13 protein-coding genes are annotated in these 14,421 nt (G+C 48.9%); 4 read left to right on the top strand and 9 right to left on the bottom strand.

Annotated elements, in window-relative coordinates; translation table 11 throughout:
- Nucleotides 1-228 precede the first annotated feature (228 nt).
- Complete coding sequence (locus tag ACFQ3J_RS20290; RefSeq protein ID WP_091159697.1) at nt 229-1,491, top strand: BaiN/RdsA family NAD(P)/FAD-dependent oxidoreductase; 1,263 nt, start codon at nt 229-231, stop codon at nt 1,489-1,491.
- A 152-nt stretch (nt 1,492-1,643) separates the two neighbouring features.
- Here ACFQ3J_RS20290 and ACFQ3J_RS20285 read toward each other — a convergent pair whose 3' ends face one another.
- From ACFQ3J_RS20285 to ACFQ3J_RS20260, 6 genes are all read right to left on the bottom strand, one after another.
- Nucleotides 1,644-2,111, bottom strand: coding sequence for a hypothetical protein (locus tag ACFQ3J_RS20285; protein ID WP_091159695.1), 468 nt, complete (start codon nt 2,109-2,111; stop codon nt 1,644-1,646).
- A gap of 185 nt (nt 2,112-2,296) precedes the next feature.
- Nucleotides 2,297-3,844, bottom strand: a complete 1,548-nt coding sequence (locus ACFQ3J_RS20280; RefSeq protein WP_285850264.1) for an MDR family MFS transporter — start codon at nt 3,842-3,844, stop codon at nt 2,297-2,299.
- Nucleotides 3,845-3,946: 102 nt separating this feature from the next.
- Nucleotides 3,947-5,440, bottom strand: a complete 1,494-nt coding sequence (locus tag ACFQ3J_RS20275) for an ABC transporter ATP-binding protein (protein WP_091159694.1) — start codon at nt 5,438-5,440, stop codon at nt 3,947-3,949.
- 13 nt (nt 5,441-5,453) lie between these two features.
- Entirely contained in the window at nt 5,454-5,990 is a 537-nt protein-coding gene (locus ACFQ3J_RS20270) for an ECF transporter S component (protein WP_091159807.1), read from the bottom strand.
- Nucleotides 5,991-6,327: 337 nt separating this feature from the next.
- Nucleotides 6,328-7,095 carry an energy-coupling factor transporter transmembrane component T family protein gene (locus ACFQ3J_RS20265; RefSeq protein WP_170862511.1) on the bottom strand — a complete coding sequence of 256 codons (768 nt, stop codon included), beginning with the start codon at nt 7,093-7,095 and terminating at the stop codon, nt 6,328-6,330.
- Between the two features lie 32 nt (nt 7,096-7,127).
- Nucleotides 7,128-7,691, bottom strand: a complete 564-nt coding sequence (locus tag ACFQ3J_RS20260) for a GNAT family N-acetyltransferase (RefSeq protein WP_091159691.1) — start codon at nt 7,689-7,691, stop codon at nt 7,128-7,130.
- A 189-nt stretch (nt 7,692-7,880) separates the two neighbouring features.
- On the opposite strand from ACFQ3J_RS20260, the gene ACFQ3J_RS20255 reads away from it, so the two are divergent.
- Nucleotides 7,881-8,873: an alpha/beta hydrolase gene (locus ACFQ3J_RS20255; protein ID WP_251583840.1), complete on the top strand. Its 993-nt coding sequence runs from the start codon at nt 7,881-7,883 to the stop codon at nt 8,871-8,873.
- Between the two features lie 147 nt (nt 8,874-9,020).
- Here the strand turns inward: ACFQ3J_RS20255 and ACFQ3J_RS20250 are convergent, their stop codons facing one another.
- On the bottom strand, nt 9,021-9,305 hold the full coding sequence (locus ACFQ3J_RS20250) for a hypothetical protein (RefSeq protein WP_091159688.1): 285 nt from the start codon (nt 9,303-9,305) through the stop codon (nt 9,021-9,023).
- 139 nt (nt 9,306-9,444) lie between these two features.
- Between ACFQ3J_RS20250 and ACFQ3J_RS20245 the strand changes: the two genes are divergently transcribed.
- The gene (locus ACFQ3J_RS20245) at nt 9,445-9,924 is read left to right on the top strand and encodes a GAF domain-containing protein (RefSeq protein WP_091159686.1); all 480 of its coding nucleotides are present in this window, start codon (nt 9,445-9,447) and stop codon (nt 9,922-9,924) included.
- Nucleotides 9,925-10,118: 194 nt separating this feature from the next.
- Here the strand turns inward: ACFQ3J_RS20245 and ACFQ3J_RS20240 are convergent, their stop codons facing one another.
- A complete protein-coding gene (locus tag ACFQ3J_RS20240) occupies nt 10,119-11,549 on the bottom strand; it encodes an aldehyde dehydrogenase family protein (RefSeq protein ID WP_091159685.1) in 1,431 nt (476 codons plus the stop codon).
- Between the two features lie 179 nt (nt 11,550-11,728).
- Between ACFQ3J_RS20240 and ACFQ3J_RS20235 the strand changes: the two genes are divergently transcribed.
- Nucleotides 11,729-12,037: a hypothetical protein gene (locus tag ACFQ3J_RS20235; protein ID WP_091159683.1), complete on the top strand. Its 309-nt coding sequence runs from the start codon at nt 11,729-11,731 to the stop codon at nt 12,035-12,037.
- 119 nt (nt 12,038-12,156) lie between these two features.
- Here the strand turns inward: ACFQ3J_RS20235 and ACFQ3J_RS20230 are convergent, their stop codons facing one another.
- Nucleotides 12,157-14,346: a heavy metal translocating P-type ATPase gene (locus ACFQ3J_RS20230; protein WP_251583839.1), complete on the bottom strand. Its 2,190-nt coding sequence runs from the start codon at nt 14,344-14,346 to the stop codon at nt 12,157-12,159.
- Between the last annotated feature and the right edge of the window lie 75 nt (nt 14,347-14,421).

The following is a 14,421-nucleotide window of genomic DNA, read 5'->3' as shown; positions in this document are numbered from 1 at the left end:
TCCTCTCATTTCGTTCACTGACAATCGAGCTTATGTAACCTGATTAAAACATAGGCGACAGTATATTACAATATTTTCTATGTACAGTTATGCTATTGGATCATTTCATCAAACATTAAAACGATGAACTTGTTTCTAATAAACAAAATATAAACAAAAAACGACAACGATCGGCTAATCTGGTACGATGTTTGAAGGAATTTGTAATGAAGAGGAGTTTTCTTAAATATGAAAAAAGTAATTGTCATCGGTGGAGGACCTTCCGGCCTTATGGCTTCCGTTGCCGCTGCTGAGCATGGTGCATCGGTTGTTCTCGTTGACAAAGGCAATAAGCTGGGGCGCAAGCTCGGAATATCCGGCGGAGGACGCTGCAATGTAACCAATGCCAAAGATCAGGATGAGCTGATCAAGCATATTCCCGGTAATGGAAAGTTTCTATACAGCGCATTTCAGCATATGGATAATCAAGGAATTATGCGTTTTTTTGAAGATCTCGGCATCCCCTTGAAGGAAGAAGACAACGGAAGAATGTTTCCTGTGTCTGACAAAGCCAAGACAGTCGTCGATGCATTGATCGGCAAAGCAAGCTCGCTTGGTGTGAAGATGCTGACAGACTCTCCTGTAGCTGAGGTTATCTACGAGGAGGCCCGAGTTGCTGGTGTGAAATTATCTTCGGGGAAAGTTCTTGCAGCTGAAGCAGTGATTATAGCTACAGGAGGCAAGTCCGTGCCGCAAACCGGCTCAACGGGTGATGGATATCCTTGGGCGGAGGCCGCTGGCCACACCATAACCGAGCTGTATCCAACAGAGGTTCCTATTACCTCTAATGAAGCGTTTATCGGTTCACGGGAGCTTCAAGGTCTGAGTTTAAGCGATGTCGCACTGTCTGTTCACGACGCGAAGGACAAGACGGTCATTCGGCACGAGGGTGATATGATCTTTACCCATTTCGGGCTGTCCGGTCCCATTGCGCTGAGATGCAGCCAGTTCATTCGCAAGGTGCAGAAGAAGACAGGCACGAAGAACGTCATCATGAAACTGGACCTGTACCCAGCTTACTCATTATCCAAGATGGAGCAGGATCTGAAGCACAAGCTCGAATCGGAGCCTAAGAAAGCCATCAAAAACGCACTGAAGGGGATTGTACCGGAGCGGCTGATTCCTGTGGTATTGACAAAGGCAGAACTGGACGGTGAGACAACCTATCATCATCTTCCTAAAGGCGCTGCAGAGACACTGGCTGCCGTCATAAAAGGAATGCCCATTCAAGTCAACGGAACACGTTCGCTTGCAGAAGCATTCGTCACCGGCGGTGGGGTGCATTTGAAGGAGATCTATCCCAAGACGATGGAATCTAAGCTCATGCCTGGCCTCTATTTCTGCGGTGAGATCCTGGACATTCACGGCTACACCGGGGGTTATAACATTACCTCCGCCTTCTCTACAGGCTATACGGCGGGCAAGCACGCTGCTATGGAAGACACCTATTAGGGTCGTAAAGTAACACTTTAGATAAGCGATAAAAAGCGCCCCCCATTAATCCGCATCTTCAGATACGATTAATGGGGGGCGCTTTTTGGGTGTACGGTCCTATTTCATGTAATGGAACCTGTGTGTAATTTAAGCATCTAACAAGGTCAAAATTACGCCTTCACGCTTCCGGAGAATCCGCCAAACGAACCGCCGAATTCGGTGTCCTCGGTTCTGTTATGCTCTTCCGCAAGCTCTGCGCCATCATCCTGAGATTCTAAGTCGTAGCCCGATGACTCCATTCCATAAGGCGAGTCCGAGTAGCCCGCCATATAGGATTCGTCCAAATCCTCATTCACCGTATGCGCAGGAATCGGCGTATAGGCAAACTCCGTATCGCTCATCTGATTCATCTCTGGAGTCAAGGCCTCGTGCACCTGCTGATTGCTGTCATCCTGAACCTCTCCGCCATAGGCTTCTATAATTTCAAGTGCTGAGGTTACATCCTGACGCTCAATGTTGACATCCATCATGCCTCCGCCGATCATATTCGGCTTATAACCTAGCTCCACGAGCATATCAAATGCCCCGCGGGCCTTCTGCTCATTCTCAAATTGAACGAGAAATGCCGCATCATTCACCTGTGCTTCACCCTTTCCATCTATTTTTTAAGCTACTGTTAACTGTGCCCATCACGCATAGGTTAATATTCCACAAGGAGCAGTAAATTATAGTAAACAATCCATTTAAAAATACCCATATAAAGACTGATATATAGCAGTTCATCTTCACGAATTGAATAAGAACAAAATACATGATCTTCTTATCATGAATGCTCTTCATCCCGCTTGCCTGCAATCTGCACCTGTCCAGCCACTCCTGACTCGACCGGTGACGGGGGCTGCTTACGCAGTCCCGCTGTCACTATAAATCCGCAAATTCCAATGATAAACATGATGAGGAACAAAGAATGCAGGCTCAGTTCGAGTACATGCTGAAGTAATGCCTGAATCCTCTCTGGCAGCTCAAGCGTTCCGTGCGGAGCCAGAATGGTATTGATATCCTTCTGTGTTACGCCCTGCTCTGATAAATTCATCGCTTCCGTATGTGCTGAGATTCGCGAGTTCAGCCATGTTCCAAATGCCGCTGCCCCAATTGTTTGTCCTAGTGTACGCATAAATGTATTGAGTGCGGTCGACGCTCCTCTCTGCCGGTACCCGACAGAGGATTGGGCAATAATCGTAAATACAGTGAAGGAGAAGCCGAAGCCCAATCCATAAACGAACATATAGAAGAGCAGCAGCCAGCTCGGCGAATCCCCGCTGAGGAAGATCAGCCCGGACGAGCCGGCAACAATTCCGGTCAACCCGATCAGCGATGTATAGCGTGATCCAAGTCGCATCAGCAGCCTTCCTGCAAATATACCGCCAATCAGCCACCCGATAGACATCGGTGCAAGCGCCAATCCTGATGTCGTGGCGTTTCCGCCCTGCACCCCTTGTATCCATAATGGAAGATAACTCGTTAGACCGATCATCAGTGCGCTTGTCAGCAGGCCCGCAATGTTGGACAGTGTAACATTCCGTATTTTAAATAGCTCCAGCGGCACAATCGGCTCTTTTGCCTTCCTTTCCACGATTAAAAAAGCAGCCAGAAACACCACCGCAGCCAGAAACAGTGTCACGATAAAGGGTGATCCCCAAGGATAGGAATGTCCTCCAAGGGACAATGCAATGAGCAGGGAAGTAATGCCCACTGTAAAAGTAATAGCTCCCAAGTAGTCAATGTGCACTTTTTGCTTCACAATATCTTCCTTCAAATATGTACCCACAAACCACAACGCCAGCAGACCAAACGGAATATTGAAGCCGAATATCCACGGCCAGCCCAGGTAATCTACAAAATATCCGCCAATCAGCGGTCCCAAGAGTGACGAGATACCCCAGACAGAGCTGATCATGCCCTGAACCTTGCCGCGCTCCTCAATACTGTATATATCCCCGATAATCGTAAATGTAACCGGGACGACAGCACCTGCGCCAATCCCTTGAATCGCCCTAAACAGAATCAAGCTCTGCATATTCTCTGCGTAACAGCAGAGCAGGCTTCCGATCAAAAATAGTCCTACTCCAATTAAAAAGACGGGCTTACGCCCGAACAGATCACTGATCTTCCCAAAAATCGGCGTACTGACCGCCATCGTCAGCAGATACGAGGTGAAGATCCAACTAAGAAGCGATACATCACCCAGATCACTGACGATGGTTGGACCTGCCGGACCGATCACCGTTCCTTCAATCGCGGACAAGAACGTAGCGAGCAGCACACCCGCCAGAATAAAGCCCCGATTCGGAATACTCGTCCTTATATTCAAAATCTTTGTACCTTCTCTCTATAATTTACATCGCTTATTCCATCATAACATGAGCTTACTTGCCATGAAATAATGAAGTAAAGTTTCGAGAAAAGGTGATACTTACCTCTGCACTTCCAGACGACCGTCTGCAAGCTGCCATATTTGATCGGCATAAGCGGCTAATAGCTCGACATCATGTGTAACCATCAGGACAGCTGCACCGTCATTCAACTTATGTCTGCACAGATGTATAAGAGCCTGAATGCCGATGTAATCAAGACCTGCTGTCGGCTCATCGAAGATGTAGAGCTGCTTCGGGACCACCAACTGGGCGATTACGCTGAGCAGCTTCTTCTCGCCGCCGCTGAGCAAGTAAGGAGAAGCGTCCTTTTTGTGAGCCAATCCGGTTTCCTTAAGCAGAGACGTCGCTGCTGCAGCGTGAGCTTCTGGAATCTTGTCATCCTTCTTCAACGAGAGGGCTCCCCGAATTCCGTAGATGCATTCCTCCCACACGGTACTCGCGACGAATTGATGCTCAGGCTGCTGAAATACATATCCCATCTCTCTGGACAGCTGATGAACCTTGAGAGCAGCTATATCCCTGCCTTGAAAATACAGGCTCCGCTTCGGCACCGGAAGCAAGCCCATCATGAGGCGGCTCAGGGTCGTCTTGCCTGAGCCGTTCTCGCCGGTCAGCAGGGTCCACTGACCTGCTGACAGCATACAGTTCACCTCCTGCAGCGCCCTTCGGCCAGCAGGATAGGTGAACGAGAGCCACCGTGCCTCAAGCAGCGGGGGCTGGCCTTGGGCCCGCGCCTCCCGCCCCGCAGCATCGCTTGCGGGCGGCGGCAGCAGGCCCAAGGCCGTAAGCTCCGCGGTGTGATCGCGGAGCAGCTCTTGCGGCGTGCCGTCGAAGCGCACGGCACCGCCATCCAGCACGATCACGCGCGTTGCCTGCAGCGCGTGATCGTCAAACCGGCCGGACGCGGTGATGAGCGTCCGGCCCTGCTCGTGCAGCGCACGGCACAGCTGCACGAGTCTCTGCTGCGCCGGCGGGTCGAGGCTTGCCGCCGCATCGTCGAAGACGATCACCTCCGGTGCCAGCGCCAGAATGCTGCTGATCGCTGTACGCTGCTTCTGCCCGCCGGACAGCTTGGACACTTCATCGAACCGCTTCTCCTCAAGGGACACGGCGCGGAGCGCTTCATTCACCCGCTGTTCCAGCATCGAAGGAGCCAGGCATAAATTCTCCGGGCCAAAGGCAACCTCGTCTTCGACAATGCCCTGAACGAGCTGTGCATCCGGGTCCTGAAAGACCAAGCCGCAGACCGCCGCAATATCGGCAATAGAAGCGACTGCCGGGTCCATCCCACTAACCCCGACCTCTCCCGAGCGTTTCCCCCCACCTGATCGAGGCAAATACCCATTAAGCAGCTGACACACCGTAGATTTACCGCTTCCGCTGCCTCCAATCAGGGCAACCCACTCCCCTTGGAGAATGGAAAAAGAGAGGCCGTGCAGCACCGGGCTGGCCTCTCCTTCGTATTGATAGCTGACATTTATGAATTCAATTATGGGCTTATGAATCGTATGATTAATGCGTATATCATCCATCATTTCCGCTCCCTTACACTTCTAACGGTTCAGATGGTTGATACCTCTTTAAGAGACCCGTGCGAATCAATCCATCCCCAAGCACTTTCGTCAGCCACCCGCACAGCACGGCCCCGCTGATAACACGGGTAACGAAGGCACTGATTAATACCGGCCAGCCCCATGCGGTATATCCGAACATTTGCGCTGCAAAGACAAACCATAACGGTACTAGCGCCGCACCTGCAGTCAGCATGAATGTCAGATTCCATTTCTTATACCGGGTTATCCAGCATAGTCCCTCCAGGACAACCATATAGCATAGTGCAGCGACGATGATGGAAGCCAGACCGTAGGCGGAGCCTATAAAGCTCTGCACTAGTGCTCCTATACTGTATGTAATGACTGCCGTCCCCGGCTTGCGAATAATATAATAGGCAAGTAATCCATAGATCATATATAGTCCGACAATCGTTGATGTTGCAATGGGACCTCCGAGATTGTTCAGCATTTTGTTCACGACGGACATATAGAAGGTCATTGCCCCATTTGCTGTCGCCAGCATAGCCATAAGTACAATGTCCAGGGTAGTAAACGCTGCAAAATGTCGTTTAATTCGAAATTCTTTTTTAGACACGATCCTCTCTCCATTCTGTTCAGATGTGATATGACGATATACTCATACTGATGAGCAACACTCCGTTGAACTGATCCTGAGCATGCTTCTACTGTAATTAATTTATAGACATGCAGTTTAATTGTCAACATAAATATTGTTATTGAAGGTTAACAATAAGACCGGAATAACCCGCTCCCCGTCTATATCACACTTAAATTGACATCCCCATACCCATATCTCGATTAACTTGAACTCATTTCCACGCTTTTAAAAAGATGATGTAATGCACTCACTTCACTTCCCCCATCACGCCAATCAGTACCAGCAGAAGTACACTGCCACCCGCCATCCACGGACCATAACGCGAGAACACGCGAACCCTTAAGTACGTACGCTCCGGATAGGCTCCAAACCCTTTTGCCTCCATGGCTCCGGCCGTTTGCTGCACTCGCCGTATACAGTTCACCAGAATAGATACACCATAATTCCGATAATAACGAAGCTTGTTGCTGATTCCTGCTCTCGCTTCGCTTCCTCTCACCTTGTGCGCCTGAGCAATAACTCTTCCCTCCTCTTCCAGTAAAGGCAGAAACGTGAGGGCAATCGAGACGCCAAACGCAAACCGGTATGGAACCTTCAATCGCAGCGTCAGCGAATGAACAAAATCACGCGGATCGGTTGTTGTAATAAACAGCAGAGATGAGAGAAACAAATTAAACATACGCAAGGAAAGTGCACCTGCCAGCAACATGCTGTCCTCTGCTATATGAATTGGACCCAGCTCCCATAACGTTTCCTTCCCAGGCACCGCGAGTGTGGTTAAGACAAAATACGGGAGACCAAAGCTAAGCACGAAGAAGACCGCTTTCCTCAGCTGAGAGAAGGGCAGCCCTGCTCCTAATCTACCTACAGCCAGCAGTATCAGGAACATCAGTCCTTGCACCAGCAAATGCTCCGAGTTCAGAACGGCCACGGTCCACGCCGCAAGCATCACCAATTTGCTCATAGGGCTGATCTGATGCAGCAGAGAGGTCCCCCTCCGATATTGAAGCAGCATGACTCCAAATTCCTCCTTCATTTTTCAGATTTCTATCTATATTTCCATTCCTCAAACAAAATGGAGTGCATTTGCATATCCTTATATCCAGTCGATGTATAGTGCAGCTGCCTAAGCAGGCCTTCACACTGAAATGACAGAGCATGAAGCAGCTGCTGTGAAGCTGTATTTCTTGGATCAACCAGCGCTTCAATCCGATTGAGTCCCATCGTCTCAAATCCATATTGCAGTACAGCTTGGAGCGCCTCTGTCATATAACCCTTGCGCCAATGGGAGGAAGCCAGCTCATAGCCAATCTCGCCACGAAATGCACCTTGAAGCTGCCAATAATTATATCCGCAGCTGCCGATTACAGCACCGCTCTCTCTGAGGATAATGGCCCAACGGAAGCCATCCTCCGTCTTGGATGCCTGATCCAGTAAATCAATCATATCCTCTGCTTCCTGAACGCTGTGCATCGCTGCGATGTTCATATAGGTTGTAACCTTAGGATCGGACCAAATGGTGTAGATCTCTTTGCTATCTGTTCGCGTAAGCTTGCGTAGCAGCAAACGCTCCGTCTTCAGCTCAGGAATGTAACCGCCGCATACATACATCACTTCATACTCCTTCAGCTAATGTACTAATGTACTGGAATGGATATCTCCAATTGTAGTTTATCTAATCACAGGATTGAAATGGTGGCAAGCGTTTAATAATAGGTAACTGAATTGAAGTGGACACGAATGACCACTGTCATTTTAACAAATACTATTGCCGATGTTGAAAGGAGGGTCTTCTCACATATGTATCAAATCGCTTTTTTGCTCCTCTCGGTCTATTTCCTCATTGAAGGCATCGTTTCGTTTGGATTCAGACAGATGATACGGATGAAAGTACGCAGCGAAGATTATCTATTTTCACTCCTTGAAAAAGCCGGTGTGTATCATCGCTCCGATTTCAAGAAGCTTCAGAAGGAGGATGTATGGATACGAAGCCGAGATGGACTTAAGCTACATGGGGTAATGATCGAGCCGAATCCCTCCTCCAAGCGCTGGATGATTATCGTTCACGGCTATACGGCCTCGCACTTTATTTCAACCCAGTATATCCAAATGTTTCAGGAGTCCGGCTTTAATCTCCTGCTTGTAGATCAGCGCAGACATGGCAAGAGCGAGGGAATCTACACGACGTTCGGCTATAAGGAAAAATACGATATTGAAGACTGGGTGGAATTTGTAAATCAACGTGCTGGCGAGAACTGTGTTATTGGTCTGCACGGTCAATCCTTTGGCGGAGGCACTGTACTGGAATACAGCGCAATGGCTGCTTCTAATGTCAGGTTCATTGTTGCGGACTGCCCCTATTCCGATCTGACCGAGCTGATGAAATATCAGCTGAGAAGAGTTCGTCTCTATCCTGTATCCTGCTTCTACTATTTGGTTAGCCGGCGTGTTATGAAAAAAGCAGGCTTCCGTTTCGAGCAGGTATCTCCGACGAAGGCTGTACAAATCAGCGACATTCCCACCCTGTTTATTCACGGTACAGAGGATCGCTTCGTACCTACGAAGATGAGCGAGGATTTATATACAGTTAAAAAAGGGTTCAAAAGGCTGCTCATGATCGAAGGTGCTGTCCATGCTAACGCTTATATGGTCAACCCGCAATTATATCGTACACAGGTTCTTGAGTTTATTGACGAAGTACTAGAGCGTGAGCATATTCAGCTATATCCTTCATCCTCTCTTCAATCCTCCTCTGCTTCGGTGGAACAGCCGCTGCGGACCCAATGGGGATGAAGAAGATGATGATGTAAACGAAAAAAGTCCGATACCCCTGAAGTGAACTTCCTGTAAGCGTGTCAGTAATGACAGCGAGGGAGCATCATTTTAGAGGTGACGGACTTTTTTTGCTGATGACCCAAATGAATAAGCCACCGGAGTAAACTACACTTTATTCGTTTCTCCCACTTCAGAGCACACGGTGTTCAGAACCGTCTGAATTTCCTTGAATTCATCAATTCCCGCACCTGTAATGCTGAATTGTTCGTTATGGGAAGTCAGAAAGTTCTCCTGCGTCAGTCTCTCCAGCTCCTGTTTCACTTCCCGTTCACCGACTCGGTAGTCTAACGCCTCCAGCCGTGTCAGGACGTCTGAAACCGTCAGATCCTCCGTTTGAGCGAGATGAAGCATATGAATACGAATGAATAAATTTTGCACATCTGCGAGCATAGTTCATAACCCCTTTCCGACTTCGCTTACAGTATTTACTTCACCAATCCTCTTGCTTAAGAAACGTCAATCCCTTACAATGACAAGGATATCCACTTAAAATTATAGCTACGCTATTTATACCGGAAGGTGATAAGAAATGTTCCACACGATGACTTATGAAGGTACCCGAAGCGAGCAGTACCAAGCTGTTCTTGATCAATTGAAGGGCTTAATTTATGAAGAACCTGATGCAGTAGCTAATATGGCCAATGCCTCCGCTCTGCTGAATGTATTCCTTAAGGACATTAACTGGGTCGGATTCTATGTATACGATGGCACAGAGCTTGTACTAGGTCCCTTCCAAGGACTGCCTGCCTGCATTCGTATTGCGCTTGGACGCGGCGTGTGCGGAACAGCTGCAGGGGAGCGCAAAACTCAGCTTGTTCGTAATGTTCATGACTTCCCTGGACACATTGCTTGTGATGCAGCGACGAACAGCGAGATTGTCGTGCCGATTGTGAAGAATGGCGAACTGTTTGGCGTGCTTGATATCGACAGCCCGCTGCTTAACCGTTTCGACGAAGAAGATCAGGCGTTCCTGGAGAACTTTGTTAGTATTCTGGCAGAGCAGCTGTAGAACACTTGGTTGTTATAGAATTATAGAACCGAAGGCGTTCATGATAAACAATAGCCTATTGTTCAACACCAATAGCATGGCATGATGTTCTCATGCCATGCTCAACTTATCTAGAAACCCGGCCTCTTTTTTTGCTAAAGAGCGCGGGTTTCTTTTTATTAAATATGGCTTGCCTTATATTAATGTTCAAGGTCCTATAAGTTACGATTCATGACAACGAGCTTCAGCTCTGTCATTGCTTCTACGGCATATTTGATACCCTCACGTCCATATCCGCTCTGCTTGACGCCGCCGTATGGCATATGATCCAGCCGGAATGTCGGGATATCGTTGATGATCACTCCTCCTACTTCCAATAAATCAGCCGCCTTCAGCGCGTGATGAATATTATTCGTATAGATCCCTGCTTGAAGCCCGTATACCGAATCATTCACCTTCTCAATTGCTTCATCAATGGAGCTCACTTCATGGACCACAACAACGGGTCCAAACACTTCCTGACTGGACAGCTTCGCCGAATGCGGAACATTCGTCATTATCGTTGGCGCAAGTACTCGTTGTGAGACCTCACCACCGGTAATGAGCTCAGCACCTTCACTGACAGCTTCCCGGATCCACTCCAGTACTCTGCTCGTATCCTCCTCCGAGATCAAGGCTGACACATCCGTAGATGAGTCTAGCGGATCGCCCGCATTCAGCGCCTCTGTCTTCTCTCTAAGCAGCTCGATAAATGATGAAGCTGCCGACTCGTGCACATAGATCCGCTGGACCGAAATACAGACTTGTCCCTGATAAGCAAATGAGCCTTGTGCAATACGTTCAGCAGCAGCCTCCAGATTGTTGATCTCCTCATCCACAATGACAGCTGAATTCGAGCCCAGCTCCAGCGTCACCCCTTTGAGCCCGGCCTTCGCTCGAATCCCCTTACCTACACCAGGACTGCCAGTAAAAGTAATATGCTTGACCCGTTCATCAGTCACCAATATATCTCCAATCGTTTTGCCGCTCCCGCTCACTACATTGAGAGCCCCCTTGGGCAGTCCCGCCTCCTCAAACAGTTCAGCTATGAAATAAGCGGATAACGGCGTCTGACCCGCTGGCTTAAGTACAACCGTATTCCCTGCGGCCAAAGCCGGACCCAGCTTGTGTGCAACCAGATTCATCGGGAAGTTGAACGGGGTGATAGCCCCGACCACACCGACCGGCTCTCTCATAGTATAAGCGACTCTCCCCTCCCCTCCGGGTGCGGCATCCATCGGCAGAGACTCTCCTTGGATCCGGCGAGCTTCCTCTGCTGCAAAACGGTACGTTTCTATTGTTCTCTTGACCTCGGCTCTTGCTGCCTTCATTGGCTTAGCCGCCTCTCTTGCTATAAGAACGGCTGCTTCCTCAAGCCGATGATGGAGCAGGTCCACAACCTTATTAAGTATTGCAGAGCGTTCATGCGCCGGCATACGCCGGGTCACCGCATAAGCTTCTTCGGCACTCGCAATTGCAGCTTCTACCTGCTTCTCCTCAGCCACAGCGATCTCTGCAATAGCCTCCCCGGAATAGGGGGAATACAGTGTCTTCCACGAGGCTCCTTCTATCCATTCTCCTCCGATATATAACCGTTGTTTGTGCATATTATTTCCTCCTCATTGACAAAAATCTATTGATAATGTTCTGGCTCTTCGTCTCCATCTCTATTACCCAGCGAGCTTACGCCCAGCTCTAGCAGCATACATAGGGTCAAGCCAGAAGGACATAAAATAAACAAACTAATGTGAGGACGATGGGTCCTAGACACGAAAGGGGCAGCACCATGAAATACCGTGTTATAGGTGTATATGGATCAGATGCCATCTCCAATCCTTCCAGGCCAAAATACACTGTCATCATCGTCAATAGCTCAGATATTGCTTATTTTGTATTTACCGAAATTCTGGTCAATTCATGCTTGTATGCAGCACTCAGTTATATTCATGCCCCTTCCCCAATGCTGACCAGCATTGCCGGTACCGCTGCTTTCAAACGCTGGGTTATACGCTCCCCGAGGCACCGCCAGCTTACGATCAGCAGCAACCGGAGAAAAGCAAACAAGCTGAAAGCCTTGCGAAAAGCGGGAGCATAAAGTGTAAATCTTATTCCTTGGACAGCATAAACTGCTATAAGAAATTACCGGATGAAACCAAAAAAGCTTATTCTCTCACAGTGAGAGAATAAGCTTTTTTGAACCTGTATGCAAAGGGTCTAGCCTTTATATTTCAAGATCCGCATGGAATTGAGCACGGCAAGCACCGTAACGCCTACGTCGGAGAATACTGCCTCCCACATCTCTGCAATCCCAAAGGCCCCAAGGATGAGAAACAGCCCCTTCACCACAAGAGCAAAGATGATGTTCTGCCAGATGATCACTCTCGTCCGTTTCGCGATACGGATCGCCGTGGCAATCTTCGAAGGTTCATCTGTCATAATGACGATATCAGCGGCCTCAATTGCAGCATCCGAGCCGAGCCCACCCATGGCCGCACCGACATCAGCGCGTGCAAGCACTGGTGTATCATTAATACCGTCTCCAACGAACATTACCTTCTCCTTGGCCGGCTTGTTCTCTACCAGCCGTTCCAATTGCTCCACCTTGTCAGCGGGGAGCAGCTCTGCATGAATCTCATCTATACCGAGCTTCTCTCCCACCGTCTCCGCGACGGAACGTGCATCTCCGGTCAGCATAACCGTCTTCGTTATATTCAGTGCCTTTAGTTCCTTAATAGCTCTTACGGCATCCTGCTTCACCTTATCAGAGATAACGATATGCCCTGCATAGCTTCCGCCTATCGCAATATGAACTACAGTACCGTGCTGCACTGGCTCTGTATATGGAATCCCTTGCTGCTCCATAAGCTTCTTATTTCCCGCAAGCACCTCAGTACCGTCAAGCAGCGCTCTGATCCCATATCCGCTTAATTCTTCATAGCTTCCGAGCAGATCTTGGTTCAGATCATGACCATATGCGATTCGGATGGATTCAGCAATGGGATGATTGGAATGATACTCTGCATAGGCTGCGTACTTGAGCAGTTCTTCTTGATCCTGCTGCGCGGTTTCTGCCGGATATATTCCCGTAACCTGAAATACACCTTCTGTCAGCGTTCCCGTCTTATCGAAGACGATCGTTGTAACATCACCTAACGCCTCCAAGTAATTGCCGCCTTTGACCAGCACCCCCGCTCTCGAGGCTGCCCCAATCCCTCCGAAGAAACCCAGTGGAATGGACACCACAAGCGCACATGGACAAGATATGACTAGAAAGACAAGTGCACGGTAGAGCCAATCAGAGAATTCCGCCCCACTGATCACTAGTGGCGGGATTACAGCCAGCAAGGCTGCAACAATGACGACAATTGGCGTGTAAACACGAGCGAATTTGTTAATAAACGTCTCTGTAGGTGCCTTTTTGCTTGTTGCATTTTGAACGAGCTCCAAAATTTTAGACACCGTCGATTCACTGTAATCCTTGGATACTTCCATGGTAAGCACACCATTTAGATTCACGAAGCCGCTCAGCACTTCACTGTCTGGCGCAGCTTCTCTTGGAGAAGATTCCCCTGTAAGTGCGGAAGTGTCCATCATTGAGGTTCCGCTGATCACCTTGCCGTCGAGTGGTACACGCTCTCCAGGCTTTACAACTATGCGTTCGCCAATTCTTACCTGCTCTGGGGACACTCTGACTACACCCTCCGCTGTCTCGAGGTTAGCATAGTCAGGACGTATATCCATTAATGACTGGATCGACTTGCGTGAACGGTTTACCGCAAGACTTTGGAACATCTCACCGACCTGGTAGAACAGCATTACAGCAACGGCTTCAGGATATTCCTGGATAGCAAAGGCTCCAATCGTCGCTATGGTCATTAGGAAATATTCGTCAAACACCTGTCCCCTTGCGATATTGCGAACCGCCTGCCATACAACATCACCGCCGACCAGCAAATACGCAAGGATGAACAAACCAATCTCAGCATAGCCTGACATGGGTACGAGAGCAGCAGCTACTGCAAGCCCTGTGCCGACGGCAAGGCGTGCACCCCGTTTCCACAGCTTAGCAGCTCCTGTGTCATGATGATGTCCTGCATGTGAATGGGAAGCACCATGGTCATGACCCTCTTTATGACGATGAGCTGCTGCATCTGCCGGTTCGATAACCGACACACGAATATGCGGCTCAATTCGCTTTACTTTCTTGGCAGCTTCAGCGAGCACTTCCTCTGATCTGTCCGCATCGGCAGTAATGCTCATTCTCGTCGTTGCAAAATTGACAGCAACGGAAGATACTCCACCGATCTTGCCTACACCCTCTTCGATCTTACGGGCACAATTGGCACAGTCCAGTCCTTCCAGAAGCAGATCTTTCTTTATTTGACTTGTATTAGTACTCACCATGTGTCATCTCCTCTTCCCGTCAAACAACATCAATATATGAGCAATCATTCATATGTTATGAATCCATTATATGCA

The organism is Paenibacillus provencensis, assembly GCF_042678545.1.
Taxonomy (GTDB): Bacteria; Bacillota; Bacilli; order Paenibacillales; family Paenibacillaceae; genus Paenibacillus; species Paenibacillus provencensis.
Note: the sequence above shows the minus strand (reverse complement) of the source record. Positions and strands in the feature narration are given on the sequence as shown.

Excerpts from the sequence above, each read along its gene's own strand:
- ACFQ3J_RS20290 (WP_091159697.1), top strand. The coding sequence starts at position 229 with ATGAAAAAAGTAATTGTCATCGGTGGAGGACCTTCCGGCCTTATGGCT.
- ACFQ3J_RS20275 (WP_091159694.1), bottom strand. The coding sequence starts at position 5,440 with ATGGATGATATACGCATTAATCATACGATTCATAAGCCCATAATTGAA.
- ACFQ3J_RS20270 (WP_091159807.1), bottom strand. The coding sequence starts at position 5,990 with ATGGCTATGCTGGCGACAGCAAATGGGGCAATGACCTTCTATATGTCC.
- ACFQ3J_RS20265 (WP_170862511.1), bottom strand. The coding sequence starts at position 7,095 with ATGCTGCTTCAATATCGGAGGGGGACCTCTCTGCTGCATCAGATCAGC.
- ACFQ3J_RS20260 (WP_091159691.1), bottom strand. The coding sequence starts at position 7,691 with ATGTATGTATGCGGCGGTTACATTCCTGAGCTGAAGACGGAGCGTTTG.
- ACFQ3J_RS20255 (WP_251583840.1), top strand. The coding sequence starts at position 7,881 with ATGTATCAAATCGCTTTTTTGCTCCTCTCGGTCTATTTCCTCATTGAA.
- ACFQ3J_RS20250 (WP_091159688.1), bottom strand. The coding sequence starts at position 9,305 with ATGCTCGCAGATGTGCAAAATTTATTCATTCGTATTCATATGCTTCAT.
- ACFQ3J_RS20245 (WP_091159686.1), top strand. The coding sequence starts at position 9,445 with ATGTTCCACACGATGACTTATGAAGGTACCCGAAGCGAGCAGTACCAA.
- ACFQ3J_RS20240 (WP_091159685.1), bottom strand. The coding sequence starts at position 11,549 with ATGCACAAACAACGGTTATATATCGGAGGAGAATGGATAGAAGGAGCC.
- ACFQ3J_RS20235 (WP_091159683.1), top strand. The coding sequence starts at position 11,729 with ATGAAATACCGTGTTATAGGTGTATATGGATCAGATGCCATCTCCAAT.
- ACFQ3J_RS20230 (WP_251583839.1), bottom strand. The coding sequence starts at position 14,346 with ATGGTGAGTACTAATACAAGTCAAATAAAGAAAGATCTGCTTCTGGAA.